Source organism: Archangium violaceum Cb vi76, from assembly GCF_000733295.1.
In the GTDB taxonomy this organism is placed as follows: Bacteria; Myxococcota; Myxococcia; order Myxococcales; family Myxococcaceae; genus Archangium; species Archangium violaceum.
The window spans coordinates 62831-86657 of the sequence record NZ_JPMI01000275.1; the positions used below are offsets into that span (position 1 = coordinate 62831).

The window sequence follows — 23827 nt, forward strand, 5'->3', positions numbered from 1 at the left end:
GCGCTCCCTTAGATGAGGTACAGCATGGGGAAGAGGAAGATCCACACCAGGTCCACCAGGTGCCAGTACATGCTGCCCAGCTCGACCGCCGTGTAGTTGTGGTGGCTGAACTCGTTCCTCATCGCCTTGAGGGTCACCCACCCCAGCACGATCATGCCGATGATGACGTGGAAGGCATGCAGGCCCGTGGAGAGGAAGTAGATGGTGAAGTAGGCGGAAGCGCCCGGCAGGGTGAGGCCCGGGAAGGCGTAGTAGGGGCCGGGGAGCTGGTGCTCGTGGAACTTGTGCTCGTACTCGAAGTACTTCACCACGAGGAAGCCCAGGGCCATGAGGATGGTGAGCACGAACATGCCCACCACCTTCTTGTTCTGCGCCTCCTTGGCGTAGTGCACCGCCATGGCGGCGGTGAACGACGAGGTGATGAGCAGCAGGGTGTTGAAGGTGCCGAAGTTGAGGTTCAGCTCACGGCTGGCCAGCGCGAACGCCTCCGGGAAGAGGAAGCGGTAGTTCGCGTAGATGACGAACAGGCCGGCGAACAGCAGGATTTCCGTGGCCAGGAACAGCCACATGCCGAGCCGGGCCGCGTGGTTCTGCACCTCGAGCGAGGCGAAGTGCGCGGCCACCTGGGGCCGGTAGGGCACGCCGGCCGCGCCGGCGGTGGCGGGACTAGACTGCATCGGGCACCTCGGCCTTCTTGGGCTCCACGTAGAAGTGGGGCTCCTCGGAGTACGTGGGCTGCGGGCCCACGAAGTTGTGCGTCGGAGGCGGAGACTCGGTCATCCACTCGTAGCCGCGGCTGCGCCACGGGTTGGAGGCGGCGCGGCGGCCGTACACCAGCGCGTACGTCAGGTAGATGGCGCTGATGAGGAAGCCGAACGCCAGCAGCGAGGCGCCGGCCGTGGAGGCCACGTTCAGCGTCTCGAAGCGCTCCGGGTACTCGTAGTAGCGCCGCGGCATGCCCGCGTTGCCCAGGAGGAACTGCGGGATGAACGTGGCGTTGAAGCCCAGGATGATGAGCGCCGCGGACACCAGGCCCCACCCCTCGTGGTACATCTTCCCGAACATCTTCGGGAACCAGTAGTGGATGGCCGCCATGAAGGCCATGATGGTCGCGCCCACCATGATGAAGTGGAAGTGCGCCACCACGAAGTAGGTGTCGTGCCAGGGCACGTCCAGCGACGCCGTGGCGAAGGCCACGCCCGTCATGCCGCCGAACACGGTGAAGTAGAGGAAGCCGCAGAAGTAGGCGAAGGGCGTCTTGAAGTCGACCGCGCCCTTGTACACGGTGCCCACCCAGTTGAAGACCTTGATGGCGGTGAACACGCCCACCAGCATGGTCAGCACCGCGAACACGCCCGCGTTGAACGTGGACTGGCCGGACACGAACATGTGGTGGCCCCACGCGAAGAAGCCCACGAAGGCGATGCCCAGCGACGAGAACGCCACCGCGCGGTAGCCGAAGATGTTCTTGCGGCTGAAGGCGGCCACCACCTCGGACATCACGCCGAAGGCCGGCAGCACCATGATGTACACGGCGGGGTGCGAGTAGAACCAGAACAGGTGCTGGAAGAGCACCGGGTCTCCGCCCTGGGCCGGGTCGAAGATGCCGAAGTGGAAGATGTGCTCACCCACCACCAGCAGGAGCACCAGGCCGAGCACCGGCGTGGCCAGCACCTGGATGCACGCCGTGGCGTACATGGCCCACACGAACAGGGGCATCTTCCACCAGGTGATGCCCGGCGCCCGCATGGTGTGCGTGGTGACGATGAAGTTGAGGCCCGTGGCGATGGAGCTGAAGCCGATGATGAACGCGCCGAAGAGGATGGGCGCCACCGTCGTCGTCGTGTGCGTGCTGTACGGGGTGTAGAACGTCCAGCCCGTGTCCATGCCGCCGTTGATCATTCCCCAGATGGCGATGACCGCGCCCGTCAGCAGCAGGTAGAGCGACAGCAGGTTCAGCCGCGGGAAGGCCACGTCCTTGGCGCCCAGCATCAGCGGCAGCATGAAGTTGCCGAAGGCGCCCGGGATGGCCGGAATCATGAACAGGAAGATCATCACCACGCCATGCATGGTGAAGGCGCGGTTGTACGTCATCGCGTCGATGAGGGTCGGGCCCGGCGTCAGCAACTCCAGGCGGACCACCAGCGCGTAGATGCCGCCGATGAGGAAGAAGAGCAGGACCCAGATGAGGTACATGACCCCGATGCGCTTGTGGTCGAGCGTCAGCAGCCACGACTTCACCGTGGTGCCGTCGACCAGGTAGCTCGGGTGATGCTCGTGATGCTCATCCGGCGCGGGCACGGCGCCCGGCTCGGCTGCGATGCTACTGGATGGGCTCATAGGTCGGTCCTTGAGAAGCGCCGGTGCGGATGTCCGGGGTGCGCAGGGTCTTGATGTACTCGACGATGGCCGCCGTCTGGGGCCCCGTCAGCTTGCCCTGGAAGGTGGGCATGACGTTGGGGTAGCCGGCCACGAGGTGGGCACCCGGGTCCATCATCGACTGGGTGATCCACGCCTCGTCCACGCGGATGTCGCGGCCGGTGTCCAGCGTCTCGGTGCGGCCGTACATGCCCAGGAAGGTGGGTCCGATGTGCGGCTCGCCATTGACGGTGTGGCACTTGAAGCAGCCCACCTCGGCGGCCACCTTCTGGCCCTGCTCCGCCATGCGGGCCGGGTGCGGCTCGAGGCTCAGGTCCGCCAGCGCGTCCTGGCGGTTCTGCAGCGCGCCCTTGCGCTGCTCCTTCACCCACGCGTCCCACTCCTCGGGCGAGAGCACGACGACCTCTCCCAGCATCTTGGAGTGAGACAGGCCGCAGTACTCGGTGCACAGGATCTGGTACGTGCCGGGCTTGGTGGCCTCGAACCAGGTCTGCGTGTAGCGGCCCGGAACCGCATCCATCTTGATGCGGAAGGCCGGCACGAAGAAGGAGTGGAGCACGTCACGCGAGGTGATGAGCAGACGCACCGGGCGGTTGGCCGGCACGTGCAGCACGTTCACGCCGTTGGGGCCCTCCGGGTAGGAGAACTTCCACATCCACTGCTTGCCCATGACGTAGACGTCCATGGCGTCCTTGGGCGGAGTGGAGACGAAGACGAAGTCCCGGAAGCCGATGACGAACCAGGTGAGGAAGAAGAACAGCGGCAGCGAGACGAAGAGGAACTCCGTCTTCACCGACGGGACGACGTATTCCGTCGTCTGGTTCGGCTTGCGCTTGCGGTAGCGGAAGAAGAAGAAGACCGCCGCCGTGCCCACCGCGAGTGAGCTCAGCATCGTCACGGAGACGACGAAGTAGTGCAGGTTGTCTACCCGCTCCGCGAAGGTCGACGCCTGCTCCGGGAGGAACAGGATGTTGTTCAGCAACTCGTTCATGCTGCTGCGCCTTTCTTCAGCTCACGCCTCCAGTAGTAGGCGAGCATGGTAGCGAGCGCGCCAAAGACCATGAGCGCGCCTATCCGGAGGAATCCAAAGATGTAGAAGCCGTACCGCCGGGTGGCGGTGTCATACTTGAAGCAGGTGAGGACGATGCGGTCGAAGCTGGTGCCCACGCGGCCACCGGCCGCCTCCAGCAGGGCCAGCTTCATGTCCTTCGCGGGGAAGGACGTGCCGTACAGGTAGCGCGAGATGGACCCCTCGGGGGTGAGCACCATCAGCACGGCCGGGTGCACGTACTGCTGGGTGCCCGTGTCGTAGGTGTATTTGAAGCCCACCGTGTTCGCGAGCTGGTGGATGTTCTCCTCGGTCCCGGTGAGGAAGTGCCAGGGCGCCGTCTCCGGCAGGCCCATGGACTGAAGGTGCTTCCGGCGCCGCTCGTGGCTCTGCGCCGGGGTGTCCTTCGGGTCGATACTCACCGTGACCGCTTCGTAGTCCTTGCCCAGCTCCAGCCCCAGCTCGCGCATGGTGCGGATCTGCTCGTTGATGACGAGGTTACAGAGCAGGGGGCAGTTGTAATACACGAGCGTGAGCAGCACCGGCCGCGTCCGCGGCAGTACGTCCCGCAGGCGCACCGCCTTGCCGGTGGCGTCGGTGAACTGGGCCTCCAGCGGAGCCAGCTCCCCGAGGTGCTCCTCGACGTCCACCCCGCGCACCTGCGGCGGGGCATCCGACTGGGCGTCGACAATGCTCTTGGGGACCTTGCCACCGCCTGGGAGGGCGTACGCCGGCTGCCCGGCGCAGAGCGCCAGGAGCAGGGCCGCCATCGTGGCGCGGACAGAGAGGGGAGAGGAGGGGGTGTACATCGCGCTTCTTCTTCTACCGCGAGACTACGGCTGCTGGGGCGCCGGCTGCGGCGTGGGGGTGGGGGCCTGCTGCTGCTGCCGGGTGGCGGCCTGTTCGGAGATGATCTGATCCATCGCCGCGGAGATGGTGGGACGGGCCACCACGCCGGGCTCGTCCGCCCAGCCGCTCTCCAGCGCCTTCTGCTGGGAGGCGATCTTCTCCTCGGCATGCGTGTCCTGCTGGAACAGGCGCTGGTTCACGACGCCAATCTCGTACGCCGTCTTTCCGTCCTTGTCCGGTGTGATGAGCGCGGGGATGGGCGCCGGGCCCTCGGGGACGAACTCCTGCGTCGTCGCCACCTGCAGGCGCCAGGCCCAGATACCACCGACGATGAAGATGACGAGGGACACCACGCCCACCTGGACGACCTTCCCGGTGAGGATGTGGTCTTCCTCGGCGGCCACGCCATGCGCGCCACGGATGACGCGCGACTCGAGCTCCGACTCGGTCTTCTTCATGGCTGCACGTACCTCAGCGACTCCGAGATGTAGGGATCCTTCACGGGCAGCGTGTACCGGCCCCGGGCCTGCCACATGGCCGCGGCCACCGCCAGTCCACCCACTCCGATGAAGGAGGTGATGAGCGTCCAGTGGAACGAGGGGCCCTGCGGCGAGTACGCCGGCCAGATGAGCCAGTACAGGTCCACCGCGTGCATGATGAGCAGGTAGACGGCCACCACGGCGAGCAGCCGCGGCTTGAGCTTCAGGTTGCGCGACAGCAGGGTGAAGAAGGGCACCGCGAAGCCCATCACGAACAGCGAGATGGACAGCGGCTTCCACGCGCCCTCGATGCGCAGCTTGAACCAGCCGGCCTCCTCCGGGATGTTGGCGACCCAGATGAGGAGGAACTGGGAGAAGGCGATGTAGGCCCAGAAGGCCGTGAAGGCCAGCAGGAGCTTACCCAGGTTGTGGTAGTGCGCCGTCGTCACCAAGGTCCCGTACTCGTCCTTGCCCTGGGCGTTCACCGTGGCGATCGTCAGCACGCAGAAGGCGGCCAGGAAGCTTCCGGCGAAGTAATAGACGCCGAAGATGGTGGACTGCCAGAGCGGCGTGAGCGTCATCAGCCAGTCGAAACCAGCAAAAGTAATGGTCAACGCAAGGAACGGGAGCGAGCCGGGGGAGAAGCGGCGCTGCTTGACGGTGAGCTCCAGGGCGCCCGTGGTGTCCTGCTCCATGCTCCAGGTGCGCAGCCGCCAGGACACGAAGATCCACACCGCGAAGTAGATGGCCTGCCGGACGTAGAGGAAGGGCAGGTTGAGGTAGGGGCTCTTGTGGTGCAGGTGGTGCAGCTCCACCTCGGTGAACTTCACGCCGTCGGTGCCGGGGAACACCCAGTCCGTGCCGTGGTTCACCCAGGGGAAGATGTACTTCGCTCCGAGCAACAGGGGGATGACCAGCAGCGCGAACACGAACACGCTGGAGCCCATGGTCTCCATGGTGCGGCGCAGGATGGTGATCCACTTGGCCTTGGCGGTGTGGAAGATGGCCACCATGATGATGGCGGCCACGGAGATGCCCAGCCAGTAGGTGAAGCCGAACAGGTAGCTGAACATCGTCGGCTGGGGCGCGGTGAAGAACCCCACGGCGGTCAGCACCAGACCGACGATGCCCACGGCACCCGCCAGGGTCATCGTCTTGGAGCCGCCGTTGAAACGATCCACGGCAATCATCACCGGTTCTCCTGCGGAAGGGGCTGGCCGCCCACCTGGCTGTTGCGGGCGCGCTGGAGCGCACGGACATAGGCCACGACGGCCCAGCGCTCCTTGGTGTCGAGCTCGCCCGAGAAGGACGGCATCACGCCGTAGCCCTCGTTGATGGCGACATAGAAGTGACCGTCCGGCTTGTTGGCGACCTCGAGCAGGGACGGAGGCAGGCGCAGGGCCATGTTCTCGGCCACCACGCTGTTGCCGTCACCGAGCCGGCCGTGGCACTGCGAGCAGACGATGTTGTACTTCTTCTGGCCCAGCTCGAGCACCTCGCGGTTGAGCTCGAGCGGGATGCCGGAGACGAGCGCGCCGTTGACACGGCCCGTGCTCATGCCGGGGTTGCCCACCGGGCGCTCGCGCGGGATGGTGCCCTCGGGCGGGACGCGCATGGCCCTGCCATCCGCCCAGAACTCACTCGTCTCGTAGTACTCGTACTTGGCCTGAGCCTCCATGCGCTGGAGGAACTCGGACGGGACGTTGCAGCCGGCCAGGGCGAGCCCGGCCGCGGGGATGAGCCACTTCATTCCTTCTCTCCCGTGACCACGGTCACATGGGTGGCACCCAGGGACGTGAGCTGGTTCTTGATGTCGTCGGGCTTCACGGTGGTCTCCGCGGTGGGCACGCTCAGCCAGTAGCCGTGCGTGGACGCGCTGCGGAACTCCTCGCTCTCGAAGACCGGGTGGTACGGCTGGGGCAGGCGGCTGAGCCCCAGCAGACCGAAGAAGATGCCGAACGCGGTGAGCAGCACCGCCAGCTCGAAGGTGATGGGCACCCAGGCCGGAAGGCTGAACGTCGGACGACCACCGATGTTGAGCGGGTAGTCGATGGTGTTCATGTACGTCTGGAAGGCGAGCGCGGTGACGATGCCCGTCAGCGCGCCACCCAGGGCGATGAAGGGGACGCGCGAGGGCGGCAGGCCCAGCGCCTCGGACCCACCATGCAGCGGGTAGGGCGAGTAGGTGTCCATGCCTTGGTAGCCCTTCTCCCGCATCTGCCGGGTGGCATCCACCAGGGCGTCGGGAGTGGCGAACTCGGCGAGCACCCAGCTATCCAGAACCTTGGTTTCGGCGGACATGGTTCAGTGAGCTCCGTGGGTGAGGGTCCCGGCGGCGCCAGTCTCCGCGCCATGAGCGGCGTGGTGGGCGGCGTGCTTGAGCTCCAGCTGGAGCTCCTTCACCTCGCTCACCGCGACCGCGGGGACGAACTTGAGGAACAGGAGGAACAGCGTGCTGAAGAGGCCCAGGGTACCGACGTAGATGGACCAGTCCACCCAGGTCGGGCTGTACAGGTCCCACGAGGACGGCAGGAAGTCCTGCGTCAGCGACGTCACGATGATGATGAAGCGCTCGCACCACATGCCGATGTTCACCAGGATGGACGCCACCCACATGATGGGGATGCTGGTCCGGCACTTCTTGAACCAGAAGATGTTCGGGGTGATGACGTTGCAGGCGATCATCAGCCAGTACACCCCGGCGTACGGACCGCGGGCGCGGTTCACGTAGAAGGTCCAGATCTCGAACTCGCTGCCGGAGTACCAGGCGATGAAGTGCTCCATCAGGTACCCGTAGGACACGATGAGGCCCGTCGCCAGGATCACCTTGTTCATGTTCTCCAGGTGGCGGTCGGTGATGACGTCCCGGAGCTTGAGGTACTTGCGGGCGGGCACCATGAGGGTGATGACCATCGCGAAGCCGCTGAACACGGCGCCGGCCACGAAGTAGGGCGGGAAGATGGTGGCGTGCCAGCCGGGGATGAGCGAGGTGGCGAAGTCGAAGGACACGATCGTGTGCACGCTGACCACGAGCGGGGTGGAGATACCGGCCAGCAGCAGGTAGCCGATCTTGTAGTTGTGCCAGTGGCGGCCGGAGCCGCGCCAGCCGAGTGCGAACAGGCCGTAGATGGTGCGCTGCAGCTTGCCCTTGGACGAGTCACGCAGGGCCGCCAGGTCGGGGATGAGACCCACGTACCAGAAGAGGGCGGACACGGTGAGGTACGTGGAGATGGCGAACACGTCCCACACCAGCGGCGAGCGGAACTGCGGCCAGGCGCCGAGGGTGGAGGGGTAGGGGAAGAGCCAGAAGGCGAACCAGGGACGGCCCGTGTGCAGCAGCGGGAAGAGACCCGCGCAGCACACGGCGAAGAGCGTCATGGCCTCGGCGAAGCGGTTGATGCTCGTGCGCCACTTCTGCTGGAAGAGCAGGAGGATGGCGGAGATGAGCGTACCGGCGTGGCCGATACCGACCCACCAGACGAAGTTGACGATGTCGAAGGCCCAGCCGTTGGGCTGGTTGTTGCCCCACATGCCGATGCCGCGGGCCAGGGTGACGGTCACACCCAGGACGAGCAGACCGAGCGCGGCGAGCGCCAGGCCGAACAGCATGAACCAGCCCTTACCGGGCTTGGCCCACACGTGATCCAGCAGTGTGTCGTTGAGGGATTTGTCGTCGTGGTGCGGCGCGACGAGGGGCCGCGGCTCGAGCGGATCGAGCGAAGCGGCGGTATGAGCAGCGGTCTCGGCCATGGCTCAGTGGCCTCCTTCGTGCGAGCCGCCGGCGGGCTTGGCGGCAGCGAGGGCGGGATTGGGATTGCGCAGACGGATGAGGTGGGCGGTGCGAGGCTTGGTGCCCAGCTCGTTCAGCAGCTTGTAGGCGCGCTCGTCGTTGTGGTGCTTCGTCACCTGGGCGTTGGGATCGCTCAGGGTGCCGAACACGATGGCCTCGGTGGGGCACGTCTGCTGGCAGGCGGTCTGCAGCTCCTTCTCGAAGATGGGCCGCTTCTCCACGCGCGCCTTGATGCGGACACGCTCGATGCGCTGCACGCAGTAGGTGCACTTCTCCATGACGCCGCGGTTGCGCACCGTGACGTCCGGGTTCATCTGCATCTTCTGCGTGGGCGTCTTGTCCGCGGTGTAGTGCAGGTAGTTGAAGCGGCGGACCTTGTACGGGCAGTTGTTGGAGCAGTACCGCGTGCCGACGCAGCGGTTGTACACCATGTCGTTGAGGCCCTCGTCCGAGTGGACGGTGGCGTTCACCGGGCACACGTACTCGCAGGGCGCCTTCTCGCAGTGCACGCAGGCGACGGGCTGCATGACCATCTCCGGATCGTGCAGCTCCTGGCCGGAGAAGTACCGGTCGATGCGCAGCCACTGCATCTCGCGGCTGCGGGAGACCTGCTCCTTGCCCACGACGGGGATGTTGTTCTCCGACTGGCAGGCCACCACGCACGCGGCGCAGCCGGTGCAGCGGGCCAGGTCGATGGCCATCGCCCACTTGTAGTCCTCATACTTGAAATCCGGCATGAGGTTGGCCTTCTCGACGTCGCCGCGAACGCGGAACAGCAAGGGGCTCGCGTTCTTCTTCTCCAGCTCCTGCTCGTGCCGGAACTGCTCCACCGGCATGTCCAGGGCGATGGGGCGGCCCTCGGTGCGCCAGTGGCTCTGGGTGAGGGCGAACTTGTGCGTGGCCTTCACCTTCTCCAGCCTGGCGCCACCCTCGAACCAGGGCGCGTCCACGCTGCGCACGAGGTTGGCGTTGAAGCCCACCTCCTTGGCCACCGTCTCGAACAGACCCGTGCGGCCGTAGCCCAGCGGGAGGACGATCACCCCGTCGGCGATGCCGGGGATGATCCACACCGGAACCTCAAGCGAGCCGGTGCGCGTGGTGAGCTTGACCTTGTCACCGGGCTGCAGCTTCTCCGCCTCGGCGGTGGCCGGGCTGACGTAGGCCGCGTTGTCCCAGGTGATCTTCGAGATGGGGTCCGGCAGCTCCTGCAGCCAGGACATGTTGGCGAACTGGCCGTCGAAGACCTTGTAGTCCGTGACGAAGTTCACCTCGAGGCCACCGGAAGCGGGCGGGGTGTAGGCCTCCACCACGGCGCGGGCGGCGTCCGGGTTGGCCGCGGCGGTGACTGCGGGCGAGGCCGTGTCCGGCACGATGCCCACGGACACCCACGTCTCCCAGGCCGTCTCGAAGTCCGCGAGGGCCGCGGAGCGGCCGCGCCAGAAGTCGCGGAGGATCTGGTAGCTGCTGCGGTACGGCTCACCCAGGAAGAGGGCGAGCAGCTCCGAGGTGGGCACGCCGTTGTAGAGCGGCTGGATGAGCGGCTGCACGACGGTGACCGTGCCATCGGCGGAGCGGCCATCGCTCCAGGCCTCCAGCTCGTGCGCGGCCGGGATGAACCAGTCGGCGTACGCGCTCGTCTCGTCCTCGAAGAGCGAGGTGTAGACGACGGTGACCTTGTTGCGGTTGGGGTTCTCCGGGCTCAGCGCCTTGCGCAGCCCCAGGTCCGCCGGGGTGCTGTAGACGGGGTTCCAGGAGGTGATGACGAGCACGTCCACGCCACCGTTGTTCAGCTCCTCCACCAGCGGGCGGAGGCCGGAGGCCTGGGTGTTCTCGGTGACCACCGGGGCCACGTAGCGGACCGTCTGGCCCACGTTGTCGAGCGCCGCGTTGATGGCGGCGGCCAGGGCGTGCACCGCGGCGGGCTGACGCTCACCGGCCACCACCAGGCTGCGGCCTGCGGCGCCGCGCAGGTCGGCGGCGACGGCGTCCACCCACTTCTGGTGGGCGGCGTTCAGCTGGGCCTTCGCGGAGGCGGCGGCGCCCAGACCCGCGGCCGTTCCACCCACGCGCGAGGCGATGGCGGCGGCGATGGCGAGCACTTCCTGGGACTTCGCGCGCAGACGGTGGTCCGCCATGCCGCCGGTGAGGCTGTAGCGCGGCTCGGCGACGTAGAGGCGGTTGAGGCTGCCCTCGGCCGGGTCACGCCGGCGGGCGAAGGCACGGGCGTAGGCGAGGTTGGCCGGACGGCTCTCCAGGAAGTCGGCGTCGAGCGAGACGACGACGTTCGCCTTGGTGAAGTCGTACACCGGGGTGGCCGGCGTGCCGAACACCGCGTTGGTGCCCTCGTTGGCCGGATCCTGGGTGACGGACGTGTAGGTGACGAACTTCGCGTTGGGCAGGCGCGACTGGATGCGCGCGCGCAGATCGCCGTGCACCGGGGACGCGTTGGGCTCGGTGAGGAAGCGCACGCGCGCTCCACCGTTCTCCTGCGCCGCCCTGGCGATGACCGTGCCGATGTCCTCACCGAAGGTGCGCAGCGAGCGCGGCTCCTTGCGGTAGCGCAGCACGCGGGCGCGCTGGGGATCGTACAGGGAGAGCAGGAAGGCCTGCTCGAAGGGACCGGCGGCGCCCAGGTTGACGGGGTGCTGCGGGTTGCCCTCCACCTTGATGGGGCGGCCCTCACGCGCGGTGATGAGCAGACCGGAGGTGTGGCCCCCGAACGTCATGCCCGAGGCGTAGTGCAGGGGATTGCCCGGCACCATCTCGGGAGGCGTGCGGGTGTAGGGGATCATGCGCTCGTCCACCGGACGGGTGGAGCAGGCGGTGGCGCCGGCCAGGGCCAGCGAGGCGCCCAGCAGCTGCATGAACTCGCGGCGGGCCACGCCGGTGGGTGCCAGGTCCGCGCCCACGGGGAACTCGGGGCGGGTCTCCTCGAGGTACTCGGGCTGGCCGAGCTTCTCCTCGAGGCTGCGCCAGTACGTCTTCCCGTAGGCGCCCTCGGACTGCACGGAGTGCGCGGCGGCGTGATCGAGCGCCTCACCCACGACGTCGTTGTGGTCGTGGTCGTGAGCGGCCTCGGCCTTGTCGGAGACGACCGGCAGGGCGAAGGAAGTAGGGGTGTCCTTCATGGGGGCTCCGTCGAGCTTGGGCTTCAGCGGTGGCATGTGGTGCAGCTCGTGCGCGAGTGAACGTCGTACTGTTCAGCCAGCGAGTCGGCGAGCTGGGCGGCCTCCTCGTGCTTCTCGGGCGGCTGCCAGGTCATGCTGGTGATGAACTCCTGCGGACGCAGGTTGGGCTTCGGGTTGCGGTGGCAGTCCAGGCACCACTGCATGGTGAGCGGCTGGTACTGCTCGATGGCGGCCATCTGGTCCACGCGGCCGTGGCAGGTGACGCAACCGACACCCTTCGCCACGTGGATGGCGTGGTTGAAGTAGACGAAGTCGGGCAGGTTGTGGACGCGCACCCAGGGGATGGGCTGGTCCGTGAAGTACGCCTGCCGCACCAGCGTCAGGTACGGGCTCTTGTTCCACACCTGCGCGTGACACGACATGCACACGGTGGTGGAGGGGATGCCCGCCGACGGCGACTTCTCCACGGAGAAGTGGCAGTAGCGGCAGTCGATCTGCTCGTCACCGGCGTGGTGCCGGTGATCGAACTCGATCGGCTGCTCGATGGGCCGGTTCTGGTTGGTGACGAACGGGGAACGCACGTACGCCATCAGACCGCCCAGCGCGATCGCGGGGATTGCAAGAAGCGCCGCGGCCGAGGCTCGCGACACCGTGTTCGTCCAGCGTGGGAAGAGAGGACCGCTCATATCCAGGACCGGGGGCTAGTCAATGGGGGCAGCTCCGCAGGACGCGACCGGGAGGACGGTGCGGCCGGACCGGAGGTGGCACAGGAAGACTGGAACAAGAAGCTCATGCACGGCGTTGCTGTGGCTGCGACGGCTCCTGCCCTGACAGGAGACATGCGGACACGCCCGACCCCATCCGACTGAAGATGTGCGGTGGGCGGGGTCCCTCCTCCTGTTCCCGTCCCAACGCGGCGCGCGACCATCGAGCATCATTATCCGGGTGTCAACCTTTCTCTGTCCGCGGGCGGGGGGATACCACGACCCGCCACGTTGTGGCGCGGCTGGAAACTTGTCCGGATGATGTTCTCTTCTACGAGATGGAAGGGAGCTTGAATCCGAGGGCGCTCACGCGTCTTCCGGATCACGCCAGCGCTCGCGGCGGCGCTCCAGTAGTCGGTCCACCAACTGCCGGACGCGGGGGTCGCGATCAAAGTGGCGATCATGCCGGCTGCCCTTGCCCTGGTTGCACCGGGCACAGGCCAGGCCGAGGTTCTCCAGCGCATCGGTGCCGCCGTGCACCCGGGGGATGATGTGCTCGATGGTGGCGCGGCTGATGGGCTCGCCGTCCAGGCTGATGGTCAGGAACGTGTTGCAGTGTAAGCACTTTCCGAGCCACACCTCGCGCCCGCGGTAGTCGGTGCGCTCGAAGGTGGCGTCGGTGGCCACGATGTCGAGGATGCGGCGGCGCTTGGCGGAGCTCACACCTCTTCTAATAGATGGAAGGGGCTCCGGGTGCCATGGGGGGTGGGGGTGGAGCGACCATGCTCCCATGCAAGGAAAGACGGTAGTCATCACCGGGGCGTCCTCGGGAATCGGTGAGGAGCTGGCGGTGGCACTCGCGGAGCGCGGAGCGCAGCTGGTGCTCGCGGCCCGGAGCGAGGCGGAGCTGGAGCGGGTGAAGCAGCGGTGTGAGCAGGCGGGAGGCCGGGCGGTGGTGGTCCCCACGGACGTGTGTGATCCGGAGGCCTGCCGGCGCCTGGTGGCGCGCGCCGTGGAGGCGTTCGGCGGCATCGACTGCTTCGTGAACAACGCCGGGATGGCGATGCGGGGCCGTTTCGAGGATGTGACGGACCTCTCCATCTTCGAGCGCCTCATGCGGGTGAACTACCTGGGGGCGGTCTACTGCACGCACGCGGCGCTTCCGTTCCTGAGGGCGCGGAAGGGCCTGCTCGTCGCCATCTCCTCGCTGACGGGCAAGAATGGCGCGCCCACCCGCAGCGGCTATGCCGCCACCAAGCACGCCATGCAGGGGTTCTTCGACTCGCTGCGCATCGAGCTGAGCGGCACCGGCGTGGACGTGCTCGTCGTGTCACCGGGGTTCGTCACCTCCAACATCCGCTCGCGGGCACTCGGCCCGGACGGCTCGGCGGGTCACACGGACATCGCCGAGGAGAAGGGCAACCGGATGATGGACACGCGCACCTGCTCGGAGCTCATCCTGCGCGCCATGGAGCGCCGCGAGCGCGAGCTGGTGATGGTGCCGGCCGCGAAGCTGATGCTGGCCGTCAAGGCGCTCGCGCCAGGAGTCATCGATCGGCTCGCCTCGCGGATGCTGAAGCAGGTCAAGTCCTGACGCCCGCTGCGCGCAGGTCCTCGCGCAGACGGGTGAGCACCTTCCCGAGCAGGTTCTGACCCCGCCACGTCGCGGGGTCCTGGATGCGCGGGTCCTCCTCCGAGAGACCCACGCCCCAGATGCGATCCGTCGGGCTGGCCTCCACCAGCTCCGTTCCCACCGTGGCCAGCAGCGCCGCGAGCAGCTCCGCGTTCTGCGTGAACTTGGCGTGGCTGCCTTCGTAGACGATGCGCTCGCGCTCGCGATCCCACACCGCGCCGTCGAAGCCACGCACCTTGCGCCCCAGCGCCTTGTGCTCCTTGGGCGTCTTCGCCTTCAGGATGCGCGCCGCCATCTCCGCGTCCCCGAAGAGCACCGCCTTGCCGTGCATCATGTACTGCTCGGCGCACGTGAAGCGCACACCCTCCACCACGAACTCCGACGGGTGCCACTGCGAGAACGGGGACTGATTCCGCCAGAAGAAGGTGAACCTGCGCTGCGCGTCGCTCATGAGAGGGGACCTCGCGTGGTTGGTGTTATACGGACACCAAGCCTGACGGGGCAAGCCCTCGTCCCTGACAACAGCGGGGCTCAGGAGGTGGGCGGCCGGTAGGAGACGCTGGTGATGGTGTATTCCATGGCGCCTCGGGGACGCTCCACCCGGACGGATTCGCCCGGCTCCTTGCCGAGGAGGGCTCGCGCCAGGGGCGACTCGACACTGAGACGGCCTGCCTTCACGTCCGCCTCGTCCGGTCCGACGATGCGGTACGCCGTCTCCTCTCCCTCCTCGTCCTCGAGCGTCACCCACGCGCCGAAGTAGACGTGCTCCTCGTCGGGGTGCTCCGAGTCCACCACCTGGACCTCCTCCAGGGTGGTGGCCAGTTGCCGCGTCCGGCGTGCCCAGTCCGGAGGGCGCGCACTACTCTGGAGCGCCGTCAGCGTCGCGAGCTCCTCCTGCAGGGCCCGGTAGCCTTCGGGCGTGATGTACCGCTTCTCGCCGGTCGTCGAGCGGGGCCTCGGAGGCAGCAGTACGTCCTCTCCGCCCGTGTCTTCCTTCGTGAAGGCCTTCGACATGTTGCTCCCTTCCGGATGCTCGGCATCCTGCCTGGGGACTCATGACTTGTCCCATGGGACAGGGGCCCTTGTGGGCATGCCCGGGCACACCGACATTCAAACAACCATGGGACTCTCTCAACTCATCGAGCGTCATCGGCAAGAGGTCCTCACTCGCTGGAAGGAAATGGTGCGCACGCTCAGTGACGCGCGGCACCTCTCCGAGGAACGCCTGGTGAACCACGTTCCGGACCTGCTCGACTGGCTCGTGGCGCGGCTGCGCGACCGTGACGCGGCGGATGTCCACGGCAGCCAGATGCTCTCCCGGGTTCATGCCTTCCAGCGCGTCGGAGATGATTTCGACCTCGTGGAGGTGCTGATGGAGCTCGCCGTGCTCCGGGACGTGCTGCTGGGCCTCTGGGCGGAGCAACCAGGCGAGGTCTCGCCCGCCGAGGTCATCCAACTCAACCGCGACCTGGATGACGTGGTGGCGGTCTGCACGACGGAGTTCGCCCGGCAGATCCTCGCCAGGCATGGCGCCCCCCGGGAAGCTACGCAGGCCATGGGGCCGTGAGTCCTTCCGGTCGCTCTCCTGGCCGCCCTCCAGTCCAGGGAGCTGGGAATGCCGCGCGCGCGAGGGATGCCGACGATTGCCCGGGAAGAAAATCGGGAGGCGCAGCCAATGGCGAGGAAGACGTTGAGGGGCATCCGGGTGGGCGTGCTGGCCGCGGATGGTTTCGAGCAGGTGGAGCTCACCATCCCCGTGAAGGCGTTGCGCAAGCGCGGCGCCCAGGTGGACATCATCTCCCTGCACAAGGGGCACATCCGGGGCATGAACCTGATGTGGCCGGGCAAGAAGGTCCGCGTGGACGAGACGGTGGACAAGGTCCGTCCCACGGACTTCGACGCGCTGCTCATCCCCGGTGGCTTCGTCAACCCGGACAAGCTCCGCCAGAGCGAGGAGGTGCTCGACTTCGTCCGCGAGTTCGACCGCCACGGCCGGCCCATCGCGACGTTGTGTCATGGCCCCTGGGTGCTCGTGTCCGCGGGCCTGGCCAGTGGACGCAAGCTGGCCTCGTGGCCCGGTATCAAGGACGACCTGCGCAACGCGGGCGCCCAGTGGATGGATGAGCCCGGCGTTCGCGATGACCGCTGGTTCTCCAGCCGCAGTCCCCTCGACATGCGCCACTTCATCAAGGGCATGGTGTCGCTCTTCGATGAGTACGCCCCGCGCAACCACCCCGTGGAGAAGCGCTCGCACTGGGGCCGCTGGCTGTTCGCTGGCCTGCTGGGGCTGGTGGCCATCCGCCCGGCCCGTGCTGCCCTCGCGCGCTAGCGGCGAGGTTGGCAGGGCTCATCGGGGGCGGCTACCGTCCGCTCCCATGTGGAAGATGACGACACTCGAGCAGAGCGCCCGCGAGGAGGGCACGCCCGTCATCGACGGAGAGAGGGCCACCTTCGTATGGCGCGGGCGCAAGCCCGTGTCCGTGGCGGGGGACTTCCTGGACTGGTCGGGTGAGCCCATCCCCCTGAAGGAGGTGGCTCCGGGGCTGTGGACGCACACGCTGACGCTGCCGCGCGACACGTATGTGGAGTACGCGTTCCAGGACGCGAAGGGCCGGCGGGTGAGGGATCCGCTCAACGAGCGCCTCACCTCCAACGGCTTCGGGGACTTCAACCACTACTTCCACATGCCCGAGTCGCGGCCCACGCCCCTCGCGCTGCGGCAGCGCGGCGTGCCTCGTGGCACCGTCACCCGCCACCTGGTGGAGACGCATGAGTTCTGTGTGGGCTCCCAGCGCGCCGTCCACCTCTATGCGCCTCCCACCTCCGAGCCCTGCCCGTTGGTCGTGGTGTTCGACGGGCCGGACTACCTGCGCCGCTCGAAGCTTCCCTCCATCGTGGACAACCTCGTCGCCCAGGGCCGCATCCGTCCCATCGCGCTGGCCATGGTGGCCAACGGTGGCCCCGCTCGCACCGTCGAGTACACGTGCAGCGAGGCCACCGTGGTCTTCCTGCTCGACAAGGTCCTGCCGCTCGCCCGCGGTGAGCTGAACCTCCTGGATGAGACGCGCGAGCCCGGTGTCCATGGGGTCCTCGGCTCGTCGCTGGGGGGATTGATCTCCCTGTACACGGGGCTGCGTGCCCCGCACGTCTTTGGCCGTGTGCTCTCGCAGTCGGGCGCCTTCAGCGTGTGGAACCGTGACTTCGTGGTGTTCGACCTGGCTCGCGGTGCTTCGTCCCGGCCGCTCGATGTGTGGATGGACTGCGGCCACTTCGAGGCGCTCGTCGAGGGCAATGAGCGCATGCTCCCCGTGCTCCGTGCCTCCGGGCACCGCGCCGAGTACCGCGAGTACCACGGGGGTCATAACTACTCGGCCTGGCGCGACAACGTGTGGCGCGGCCTGGAGTGGTTGTTCGGCACCGGGAACCAGGGCCGCCGCGAGGGGTGAGACGCTCGCTCGGGTAGGGGTCGAGGCGACGGTCTTGTCAAGCCAAGGCCGGTGGGACGGTATCGGACTCCCGTGGCCCTTTCCCCGCCCGGGAATAACGGGGACAATCCATCGGTGATGGGGTGACCGTCTGGAACACCCTCACCCCAGCCCTCTCCCAGAGGGAGAGGGGGCCTACACAGAGGAACGTGATGAACGCTCAGGAGCGCAAGGCGGCCTACCGCCAACGCGCGGAGAAGGGCGAGGCGGTCCCCGTCTCGGTCGTGCTCCCCGCCGACCTCGACACCCCGCTGTCCGCCTACCTCAAGCTCGGTGGCGCGCGAGGTTTCATCCTCGAGTCCTGCCACGGTGGCGAGCGCTTCGGCCGCTACAGCCACATCGGCACCGCACCCGCCGGCCGGCTCCGGCTCGACCGCACCGGCGGCACCCTCTGGCGCGGCGACCAGCAGCAGCGTTTCGAGGGCGCTCCGCTCGACGTCCTCCGCTCCGTCTGGCGCGACCACGCCGTGGCCAAGCTCCCCGGTGAGCCTCCGTTCGTCGGCGGCCTCGTGGGCTACCTCGGCTACAACTGCATGTCCTGGTTCGAGCGCCATGTGCCGGACCGGCACTCCAGCGACACCTCCTTTCCCGACTCCGAGTGGCTGCTGTGCGATGAGTTCGTCACCCACGACTCGCGCACCCAGACGCTGCATGCCACCGCCATCGCCCGGCCCAACCGTCATGGCAGTGTCGCCCAGGCGCTCGCCGACGCCGAGGCCCGCGCCGAGTCCCTCGCCGAGCGGCTGCTGCGCCCGCTGCCCGTGGATGCCTATGTTCCCCATCCGCCCATGCGCGGCGAGGCGGAGATCTCCGTCAACTGGGACCGCCCCGGCTACGAGGCCGCCGTCGAGCGCGTGAAGGAGTACATCCGCGCGGGTGACTGTATGCAGGTGGTGCTCGCCCGCCGCTTCGAGGCCCGTGGGGCGCCACCGCCGCTCTCACTGTACCGGGCGCTGCGCCGCATCAACCCCTCGCCGTACCTCTTCCACATCGAGCTGGGCGAGGCGCGCGCGCTGGTGGGCGCCTCCCCGGAGCTGCTGGTGCAGGTGCGTGACGGAGATGTCGTCGTGCGCCCCATCGCCGGCACCCGGCGCCGCGGCGCCACCGAGGCCGAGGACCAGGCCCTGGAGAAGGAGCTGCTCGCCGACGAGAAGGAGCGCGCCGAGCACATGATGCTGGTGGACCTGGGCCGCAACGACGTGGGCCGCGTGGCGGCTCCGGGCTCGGTGCGCGTCGAGGACCTGATGATCATCGAGCGCTACAGCCACGTGATGCACATCGTCTCGCAGGTGCGCGGCAGGCTCGACGCGAAGTACGACGCGCTCGACGCGCTGGCGTACACCTTCCCGGCGGGCACGGTGTCCGGGGCTCCGAAGATCCGCGCGATGCAGATCATCGACGAGCTGGAGCCCACGCGCCGTGGCCCCTACGCGGGCGCGGTGGGCTACCTGTCCTTCTGCGGCGCGCTGGACCTGGCCATCGCCCTGCGCACCTTCTACATCGACGGGGACCGCACGCTGTGGGAGGCGGGCGCGGGACTCGTGGCGGACTCGGTGCCCTCGAAGGAAGCGGACGAGACGGAGGCCAAGGCACGGGTGCTCGCCACGGCCCTGAAGCAGGCGCGTGAGGGAGGTGTGCGGTGATCCTCGTCATCGACAACTACGACTCGTTCACCTTCAACCTCGTGCAACTGCTGTACACGCTGGGGGCCGAGGTGAAGGTGGTGCGCAACGATGAGATCGACGCCGCGGGCGTGGCGGCTTCGGGCGCCTCGCACCTGGTGGTGTCGCCGGGGCCGTGCACGCCGCACGAGGCCGGGGTGAGCATGGCGGCCATCCGCGGGGCGAAGGTGCCGGTGCTGGGCGTGTGCCTGGGCCACCAGTCCATCGGGGCCGTGTTCGGCGGCAACGTGGTGCGGGCGCCCGAGCCGGTGCACGGCAAGACGGCCTCCATCCGCCACGAGGGCCGGAGCATCTTCGAGGGCATGCCGGCGGGCTTCCAGGCGGCGCGCTACCACTCGCTGGTGGTGGACGCGGGGACGCTACCCGCGGAGCTGGAGCCGACGGCGTGGACGCCGGATGGGCTCATCATGGGCCTGCGGCACCGGGAGCGGCCGGTGGTGGGCGTGCAGTTCCACCCGGAGAGCGTCCTCACGCCCGAGGGTCCCCGGCTGGTGCGCAACTTCCTCGACGGAAAGCTGTAGCGTCACGGCGCGAGCGCATCCCCTGGCGGCCCGCCGGGAGCTGCGCTTCGCCGAGGTGCTGGAGCATGACTTCGTCGGCCTGGCCTCGGGGAGCGCGCTCCAGGACTACCTGTCCGAGCACGCGGCACGCGCCGGGCGCCGGTTGAAGCTCCGGGTCCGTCTGCGCGGCTTCGATGCGATTTGCCGGATGGTCGAGCACGGCATCGGCATCCCGGGTTGCCGCTCCATGCGCGGCAGCTGCTCCAACATCTGAGCCCGTCCGCCTGAGGCCCAGTTATGGCCCTCTCAGGGGGGCGCCACCTGGCGGAAGGGCAGCACCCAGCCGTGCACGCTGTCCCACGGTCCCACCGTGGCCAGGTTCACCGTGGGGTCCACGAGCCGCTGGCGGGGCCGTCCATTGAGGCTCGCGAAGGCGTCCACGCGCACTTCCACTCCCGGGTGTCCCTGCTCGGCGAAGTGGCGCGCCAGGTAGTGCGCGAACGTCAGCAGCATGTCCGGCTGCGTGGCCATCATCTTCACCTGGTAGGGCGAGAGGTGCTGGCTCGGGGACACCACCCACCGCTTCCCCGTGGCGGGCTCGCTCACGCGGAACTCTGCCATCCCGTCCTTCTCCATCAGCATCACGTTCCACGAGAAGCGATAGCCCTCCTCCGTCCACATCACGTCGCCCGGGTAGAGCAGATGCCGCAGCGGCAGGAGGAACTGCACTCCCAGGAAGGCCACCGCCAGCGCGGGTCCGAGCCAGGAGTTCCTCGAGGGCAACGCGGGGGACTCGGGCTCGCGTTCCTTCACCGGCTCGCGCCGCGGCCAGCTCGCGAGCCGCCGGGGCCAGTCCGGTGGGAAGAAGAGCAGGGCTCCCGCCATCATCAGCCACGGGAACATGCCGATGGGGAAGAGCATCCGCGTGATGATGTGGAAGCCCACCACCGCCGCGTAGGCCAGCCACCGCGTCCGCTTCCACAGCAGCGCGGGCACCACGCACAGGTCGAACACCGCTCCGGCGATGCTGAAGGCCTGGGGCGCCCACGGTTGCTCGAACAGCCGGCCGAGCACCGGCAGGTCCGTGCTCGCCGCGAGCCAGATCTTCATCGGCTGCGCGTGGATGAGCCAGTCGCTCTTCAGCTTCGCCACCCCGCCGAAGAAGTACACGAGCCCCACCTGCGCTCGCAGCAGCCACAGCCACCACGCGGGCACGTGGCTCCGCCCCTTCATGTCCAACGGAAGCGCCACCAGCAGCAGCCCCGCCAGCGAGATGAAGTAGTAGTGGTTGAGGTAGTACGTCTTGTCGATGAGGTGCGCGTACGTGAACGTGAGCAGGAACGTGAGTGCGCTCGCCCGGTACGCGACTCCCAGCGTGATGCCCAGCGCTCCCAGCCCCATCAGCGCGAAGTGGATGTACATGCCCACGCCCGGCCACGGGCGGATCCACTCCAGCCCCGCGTACGGGAACAGCACCTTGGGGGCGAGGTAGTGCTCGTGGATCCACCCGTACGCGAAGAACCTCGCGACGGCGGCCATCATCAGCAGCCCGAAGATGACCCGGTACGCCACCAGCGAGGCGGGGTCCACGGGGGCGAAAGCGGAGGCGGTGAGCTGCTCGTGGAGGGCTCGCAGGGGGAACCTGGGGACCGTGGCACCCTCACCCCCGCCCCTCTCCCGGAGGGCGAGGGGAGTCAGCGTGTGCTCAGTCTCCATCGTTGTCGGTGAACTTGAGCGTCACGCCCAGGTTGGACACGACCTCGGAGGCCAGGGTGGCTCGCAGCGTCGACAGGGCCGCCCGGGCCGCTTCCACCGACTCGCGGTCGTTGGTCAGCGCCGTGCGCAGCGGGGGCGGAATCGCCTCCAGCGCCGAGCGCACCGCCGCCAGGTCTCCTCGCACCGTCGCGTCCGCCTGCTTGTTGCTCGCGGCCATCACCTTCGAGAGCCCTCCGTTCCCGTTCGCCCCCAGCCAGACGCGCTCCATGCCGAGCACCGCGTTCCCCAGGTCCGTCAACGAGTTGTCGCTGCGCCGTGCCTCCTCCAGTTCGGGGCGCACCGTGCCTCCCGTCTCGAAGCCGAGCGGCTTCGACAGCTTCAGCTCCATCACCTCCACGCAGGCGATGAGCCGGTTGACCGCCGTGTCCACCGCATCCTTCTGCGTGGTGTAGGGGCTTCCGTCGTTGCCCGCCTTGCTCAATTGATCGACGTAGTTGCCCTGCTCGGGCTCCCAGGCGGTGCGCGCCTCCGTGGCGAACTTGTGCACCTCGGCCCCAAGCGCCTTCAGGTACGCCCGGCGCCGCGCCCCCGCGCTCCCTTCCTCCGTGGCCGACGCGTCGAAGAGCAGGTACTCGATGGCGAGCAGTCCCTTGCGGTTCGCTCCCTGCTCCGCGACGAACGCCTCCGTGAACTCCGCGTTCCCCGCCAGCAGGCTGTCGATGCCCGTGGTGGACGGCACCTGGTTCACCGCGGCCGACGTGTGCTGCTCCTCCGCCGGACCGAAGCGGAAGGCCTCCTGCCGCAGCCATGCCGCACGCGCCTCCCTCCAGGCGGATTTCGCCTGCGTGAGCGTGGTCTCCGTGGGCGTGGCCTCCAGCGCCGCGAGGGCTCCGGCCAGCGCCTCGGCGCGCGTGTCGAAGTCCCGGTACGCGGGGAGGGCCACGTCCCCGGCCAGCTCCTTCAGGAAGGCCGAGCGCAGGGCGGTGCCCTGGGAATCGCCGCAGCTCACCACGGCGAGGCACAGCAGCAGGGTGGGGGCAATCAGACGTCGAAGGACGGGGCTCACAGCGACTCCAGGAAGCGCAGCAGCGCGGTACGATCGTTCACGGTCAGGTTGCGGAAGCGCTCCCGCGAGCGCTCGGCCTCCCCACCGTGCCAGAGAATGGCCTCCTCCAGCGAGCGGGCCCGGCCATCATGCAGGAATCGCGTGTGGCGGTTGACCGTCTCCACCAGCCCGATCCCCCACAGCGGCGGCGTGCGCCACTCGCTCCCCGTGGCCTCGAAGTCCGGGCGGCCATCCGCCAGCTCCGGCCCCATGTCGTGCAGCAGCAGGTCCGTGTACGGGAAGATGACCTGCTTCGACAGCTCCGGCGCGTCCTCCACCGTGCCCGTCTCATGGCGCGGCACGTGGCACTTCGCGCAGTCGAGCTCCCGGAAGAGCCGCCGCCCACGCAGCACCTCGGGCTCGTCCACGTCCCGGCGCGCGGGCACGGCCAGCATCTGTGTATAGAACGTCACCTGCTCCAGCTTCTCGGCCTCCAGCTCGGGCTCTCCTCCCGAGAGCGCGTCCTGGCACGCCGTCTGTGGGGCAGGGCAGTCCTCCTCCGGGAACAGGTCCGAGGTGATGCCGACGTCCCCCCGGAAGGCGCCCGCGTTCTGCTGGCGCAGGGAGGGCTGGTTGGCCTTCCAGCCGAAGCGGCCCATGCGCGGCTCGCCGTGCTCCACGTCCCAGACGTGGTTGATGCGGCCGGAGATGCCATCGCCGTCCTTGTCCTCCGGATCCGCGAGCGCCTCCAGCGCCGCGTCCGGAATGGCCTCCAGCAGGCCGAGCCCCACCATGACCGGCGCGACCCGTGGGCTCATCATCAGCTCCGGGTGCACGGGGCCGAAGGCCAGGTTCGTGAGCGTGTAGTGGGGCTCCTCCAATGAGTACGCCGTTCCGTCCGCGTACTGGCCCTCGCGCAACGCGTGCGTGATGGCCACCTCGCCCTCCCCGGGCACGCCGAGGATGGCCTGCGGCTGGAGCTGTCCACCGTAGGTGGGGTCCCCGAGCGGCTCGCCATGGGCGTCCTGCCCGGGGATGCTCAACCGGAAGAGCAGCGACAGCGGCTTCTCGTCCGGCTCGGTCGGGGGCTTGCCGCGCCCGTCCTTGAAGTGACATGCGGCGCACGAGGGCGCGTTGAAGGTGGGACCCAGTCCGTCCAGGCCCGTGGTGGAAGCGGGGGCCGTCACCCAGTTGCGATTGAAGAGCGCGTTGCCGGTGAAGAAGGCATCGCGCCGATCGCCCTGGAGGTTGCGCGCCGCCAGCGTGAAGGCGTTGCGCGTGGTGTCGTGGACGGTGGTGGCACCGCCGGACAGCTCCTCGCCCGGCTCTGGCCCTTCCTCACCGCAGGCGCAGGCGAGGAGGAGCAACAGACTGATCGTGCGCCGCATG

General features: G+C 68.1%; 24 protein-coding genes. 7 read left to right on the forward strand and 17 right to left on the reverse strand.

Annotated features, from left to right (window positions below; all coding sequences use genetic code 11):
- Positions 1-8: 8 nt before the first annotated feature.
- The 12 genes from Q664_RS37620 to Q664_RS37675 all read right to left on the reverse strand — a co-directional run bounded on the left by Q664_RS37620 (position 9) and on the right by Q664_RS37675 (position 13100).
- Positions 9-677, reverse strand: a complete 669-nt coding sequence (locus Q664_RS37620) for a cytochrome c oxidase subunit 3 family protein (protein WP_043407301.1) — start codon at positions 675-677, stop codon at positions 9-11.
- Positions 667-2340: a cbb3-type cytochrome c oxidase subunit I gene (locus Q664_RS37625; protein ID WP_043407304.1), complete on the reverse strand. Its 1674-nt coding sequence runs from the start codon at positions 2338-2340 to the stop codon at positions 667-669. Before Q664_RS37625 ends, Q664_RS37620 begins: the two co-directional genes overlap by 11 nt.
- Positions 2324-3370, reverse strand: coding sequence for a cytochrome c oxidase subunit II (gene coxB / locus Q664_RS37630; protein ID WP_043407307.1), 1047 nt, complete (start codon positions 3368-3370; stop codon positions 2324-2326). The genes Q664_RS37625 and coxB overlap by 17 nt, the downstream gene beginning before the upstream one ends.
- On the reverse strand, positions 3367-4236 hold the full coding sequence (locus Q664_RS37635; RefSeq protein WP_043407308.1) for an SCO family protein: 870 nt from the start codon (positions 4234-4236) through the stop codon (positions 3367-3369). Before Q664_RS37635 ends, coxB begins: the two co-directional genes overlap by 4 nt.
- A gap of 24 nt (positions 4237-4260) precedes the next feature.
- Complete coding sequence (locus Q664_RS37640) at positions 4261-4734, reverse strand: hypothetical protein (protein ID WP_043407311.1); 474 nt, start codon at positions 4732-4734, stop codon at positions 4261-4263.
- Positions 4731-5945: a hypothetical protein gene (locus tag Q664_RS37645; protein WP_052519164.1), complete on the reverse strand. Its 1215-nt coding sequence runs from the start codon at positions 5943-5945 to the stop codon at positions 4731-4733. Before Q664_RS37645 ends, Q664_RS37640 begins: the two co-directional genes overlap by 4 nt.
- A complete protein-coding gene (locus Q664_RS37650; RefSeq protein ID WP_043407315.1) occupies positions 5945-6505 on the reverse strand; it encodes a c-type cytochrome in 561 nt (186 codons plus the stop codon). The genes Q664_RS37645 and Q664_RS37650 overlap by 1 nt, the downstream gene beginning before the upstream one ends.
- Positions 6502-7056, reverse strand: coding sequence for a DUF3341 domain-containing protein (locus Q664_RS37655; RefSeq protein ID WP_043407318.1), 555 nt, complete (start codon positions 7054-7056; stop codon positions 6502-6504). Before Q664_RS37655 ends, Q664_RS37650 begins: the two co-directional genes overlap by 4 nt.
- A 3-nt stretch (positions 7057-7059) precedes the next feature.
- Complete coding sequence (gene nrfD, locus Q664_RS37660) at positions 7060-8505, reverse strand: NrfD/PsrC family molybdoenzyme membrane anchor subunit (RefSeq protein ID WP_043407322.1); 1446 nt, start codon at positions 8503-8505, stop codon at positions 7060-7062.
- 3 nt (positions 8506-8508) lie between these two features.
- Positions 8509-11700 carry a TAT-variant-translocated molybdopterin oxidoreductase gene (locus Q664_RS37665; RefSeq protein WP_152622577.1) on the reverse strand — a complete coding sequence of 1064 codons (3192 nt, stop codon included), beginning with the start codon at positions 11698-11700 and terminating at the stop codon, positions 8509-8511.
- Positions 11697-12359: a cytochrome c3 family protein gene (locus Q664_RS37670; protein WP_043407325.1), complete on the reverse strand. Its 663-nt coding sequence runs from the start codon at positions 12357-12359 to the stop codon at positions 11697-11699. The genes Q664_RS37665 and Q664_RS37670 overlap by 4 nt, the downstream gene beginning before the upstream one ends.
- 384 nt (positions 12360-12743) lie before the next feature.
- Complete coding sequence (locus Q664_RS37675; protein WP_043407327.1) at positions 12744-13100, reverse strand: HNH endonuclease; 357 nt, start codon at positions 13098-13100, stop codon at positions 12744-12746.
- Between the two features lie 67 nt (positions 13101-13167).
- Here Q664_RS37675 and Q664_RS37680 point away from each other — a divergent pair, with 67 nt between their 5' ends.
- Positions 13168-13971, forward strand: coding sequence for an SDR family oxidoreductase (locus Q664_RS37680; RefSeq protein ID WP_043407329.1), 804 nt, complete (start codon positions 13168-13170; stop codon positions 13969-13971).
- Here the strand turns inward: Q664_RS37680 and Q664_RS37685 are convergent.
- Together Q664_RS37685 and Q664_RS37690 are read right to left on the reverse strand one after the other, a co-directional pair.
- Positions 13961-14461 (reverse strand): NADAR family protein, encoded by a 501-nt coding sequence (locus Q664_RS37685; RefSeq protein ID WP_043407331.1) that lies wholly within the window; start codon positions 14459-14461, stop codon positions 13961-13963. The genes Q664_RS37680 and Q664_RS37685 overlap by 11 nt on opposite strands.
- Positions 14462-14541: 80 nt before the next feature.
- Positions 14542-15024 carry a GreA/GreB family elongation factor gene (locus Q664_RS37690; protein WP_043407333.1) on the reverse strand — a complete coding sequence of 161 codons (483 nt, stop codon included), beginning with the start codon at positions 15022-15024 and terminating at the stop codon, positions 14542-14544.
- 106 nt (positions 15025-15130) lie between these two features.
- Here Q664_RS37690 and Q664_RS37695 point away from each other — a divergent pair, with 106 nt between their 5' ends.
- From Q664_RS37695 to Q664_RS56835, 6 genes are all read left to right on the forward strand, one after another.
- Positions 15131-15577 (forward strand): RsbRD N-terminal domain-containing protein, encoded by a 447-nt coding sequence (locus Q664_RS37695; protein WP_075207629.1) that lies wholly within the window; start codon positions 15131-15133, stop codon positions 15575-15577.
- A gap of 108 nt (positions 15578-15685) precedes the next feature.
- Entirely contained in the window at positions 15686-16339 is a 654-nt protein-coding gene (locus Q664_RS37700; protein ID WP_043407337.1) for a type 1 glutamine amidotransferase domain-containing protein, read from the forward strand.
- Between the two features lie 46 nt (positions 16340-16385).
- Entirely contained in the window at positions 16386-17456 is a 1071-nt protein-coding gene (locus tag Q664_RS37705) for an alpha/beta hydrolase-fold protein (protein ID WP_084610616.1), read from the forward strand.
- A gap of 191 nt (positions 17457-17647) precedes the next feature.
- The gene (locus Q664_RS37710) at positions 17648-19138 is read left to right on the forward strand and encodes an anthranilate synthase component I family protein (RefSeq protein WP_043407342.1); all 1491 of its coding nucleotides are present in this window, start codon (positions 17648-17650) and stop codon (positions 19136-19138) included.
- On the forward strand, positions 19135-19698 hold the full coding sequence (locus Q664_RS37715) for an anthranilate synthase component II (RefSeq protein ID WP_043407345.1): 564 nt from the start codon (positions 19135-19137) through the stop codon (positions 19696-19698). The genes Q664_RS37710 and Q664_RS37715 overlap by 4 nt, the downstream gene beginning before the upstream one ends.
- Positions 19699-19738: 40 nt before the next feature.
- Entirely contained in the window at positions 19739-19951 is a 213-nt protein-coding gene (locus Q664_RS56835; RefSeq protein WP_326938771.1) for a type 2 periplasmic-binding domain-containing protein, read from the forward strand.
- 32 nt (positions 19952-19983) lie between these two features.
- Here the strand turns inward: Q664_RS56835 and Q664_RS37725 are convergent, their stop codons facing one another.
- The 3 genes from Q664_RS37725 to Q664_RS37735 are packed head-to-tail and all read right to left on the reverse strand — an operon-like array spanning position 19984 to position 23826.
- Positions 19984-21393 carry an HTTM domain-containing protein gene (locus Q664_RS37725; protein WP_052519165.1) on the reverse strand — a complete coding sequence of 470 codons (1410 nt, stop codon included), beginning with the start codon at positions 21391-21393 and terminating at the stop codon, positions 19984-19986.
- Positions 21383-22459 carry an imelysin family protein gene (locus Q664_RS37730; protein WP_043407349.1) on the reverse strand — a complete coding sequence of 359 codons (1077 nt, stop codon included), beginning with the start codon at positions 22457-22459 and terminating at the stop codon, positions 21383-21385. Before Q664_RS37730 ends, Q664_RS37725 begins: the two co-directional genes overlap by 11 nt.
- Entirely contained in the window at positions 22456-23826 is a 1371-nt protein-coding gene (locus Q664_RS37735) for a di-heme oxidoreductase family protein (RefSeq protein WP_043407350.1), read from the reverse strand. Before Q664_RS37735 ends, Q664_RS37730 begins: the two co-directional genes overlap by 4 nt.
- Position 23827 lies beyond the last annotated feature (1 nt).

What these genes read in the sequence shown, in the direction of transcription:
- Q664_RS37620 (WP_043407301.1), bottom strand. Translation starts at nt 677, where the DNA reads ATGCAGTCTAGTCCCGCCACCGCCGGCGCGGCCGGCGTGCCCTACCGG.
- Q664_RS37625 (WP_043407304.1), bottom strand. Translation starts at nt 2,340, where the DNA reads ATGAGCCCATCCAGTAGCATCGCAGCCGAGCCGGGCGCCGTGCCCGCG.
- coxB (WP_043407307.1), bottom strand. Translation starts at nt 3,370, where the DNA reads ATGAACGAGTTGCTGAACAACATCCTGTTCCTCCCGGAGCAGGCGTCG.
- Q664_RS37635 (WP_043407308.1), bottom strand. Translation starts at nt 4,236, where the DNA reads ATGTACACCCCCTCCTCTCCCCTCTCTGTCCGCGCCACGATGGCGGCC.
- Q664_RS37640 (WP_043407311.1), bottom strand. Translation starts at nt 4,734, where the DNA reads ATGAAGAAGACCGAGTCGGAGCTCGAGTCGCGCGTCATCCGTGGCGCG.
- Q664_RS37645 (WP_052519164.1), bottom strand. Translation starts at nt 5,945, where the DNA reads ATGATTGCCGTGGATCGTTTCAACGGCGGCTCCAAGACGATGACCCTG.
- Q664_RS37650 (WP_043407315.1), bottom strand. Translation starts at nt 6,505, where the DNA reads ATGAAGTGGCTCATCCCCGCGGCCGGGCTCGCCCTGGCCGGCTGCAAC.
- Q664_RS37655 (WP_043407318.1), bottom strand. Translation starts at nt 7,056, where the DNA reads ATGTCCGCCGAAACCAAGGTTCTGGATAGCTGGGTGCTCGCCGAGTTC.
- nrfD (WP_043407322.1), bottom strand. Translation starts at nt 8,505, where the DNA reads ATGGCCGAGACCGCTGCTCATACCGCCGCTTCGCTCGATCCGCTCGAG.
- Q664_RS37670 (WP_043407325.1), bottom strand. Translation starts at nt 12,359, where the DNA reads ATGAGCGGTCCTCTCTTCCCACGCTGGACGAACACGGTGTCGCGAGCC.
- Q664_RS37680 (WP_043407329.1), top strand. Translation starts at nt 13,168, where the DNA reads ATGCAAGGAAAGACGGTAGTCATCACCGGGGCGTCCTCGGGAATCGGT.
- Q664_RS37685 (WP_043407331.1), bottom strand. Translation starts at nt 14,461, where the DNA reads ATGAGCGACGCGCAGCGCAGGTTCACCTTCTTCTGGCGGAATCAGTCC.
- Q664_RS37690 (WP_043407333.1), bottom strand. Translation starts at nt 15,024, where the DNA reads ATGTCGAAGGCCTTCACGAAGGAAGACACGGGCGGAGAGGACGTACTG.
- Q664_RS37695 (WP_075207629.1), top strand. Translation starts at nt 15,131, where the DNA reads ATGGGACTCTCTCAACTCATCGAGCGTCATCGGCAAGAGGTCCTCACT.
- Q664_RS37700 (WP_043407337.1), top strand. Translation starts at nt 15,686, where the DNA reads ATGGCGAGGAAGACGTTGAGGGGCATCCGGGTGGGCGTGCTGGCCGCG.
- Q664_RS37705 (WP_084610616.1), top strand. Translation starts at nt 16,386, where the DNA reads ATGTGGAAGATGACGACACTCGAGCAGAGCGCCCGCGAGGAGGGCACG.
- Q664_RS37710 (WP_043407342.1), top strand. Translation starts at nt 17,648, where the DNA reads ATGAACGCTCAGGAGCGCAAGGCGGCCTACCGCCAACGCGCGGAGAAG.
- Q664_RS37725 (WP_052519165.1), bottom strand. Translation starts at nt 21,393, where the DNA reads ATGGAGACTGAGCACACGCTGACTCCCCTCGCCCTCCGGGAGAGGGGC.
- Q664_RS37735 (WP_043407350.1), bottom strand. Translation starts at nt 23,826, where the DNA reads ATGCGGCGCACGATCAGTCTGTTGCTCCTCCTCGCCTGCGCCTGCGGT.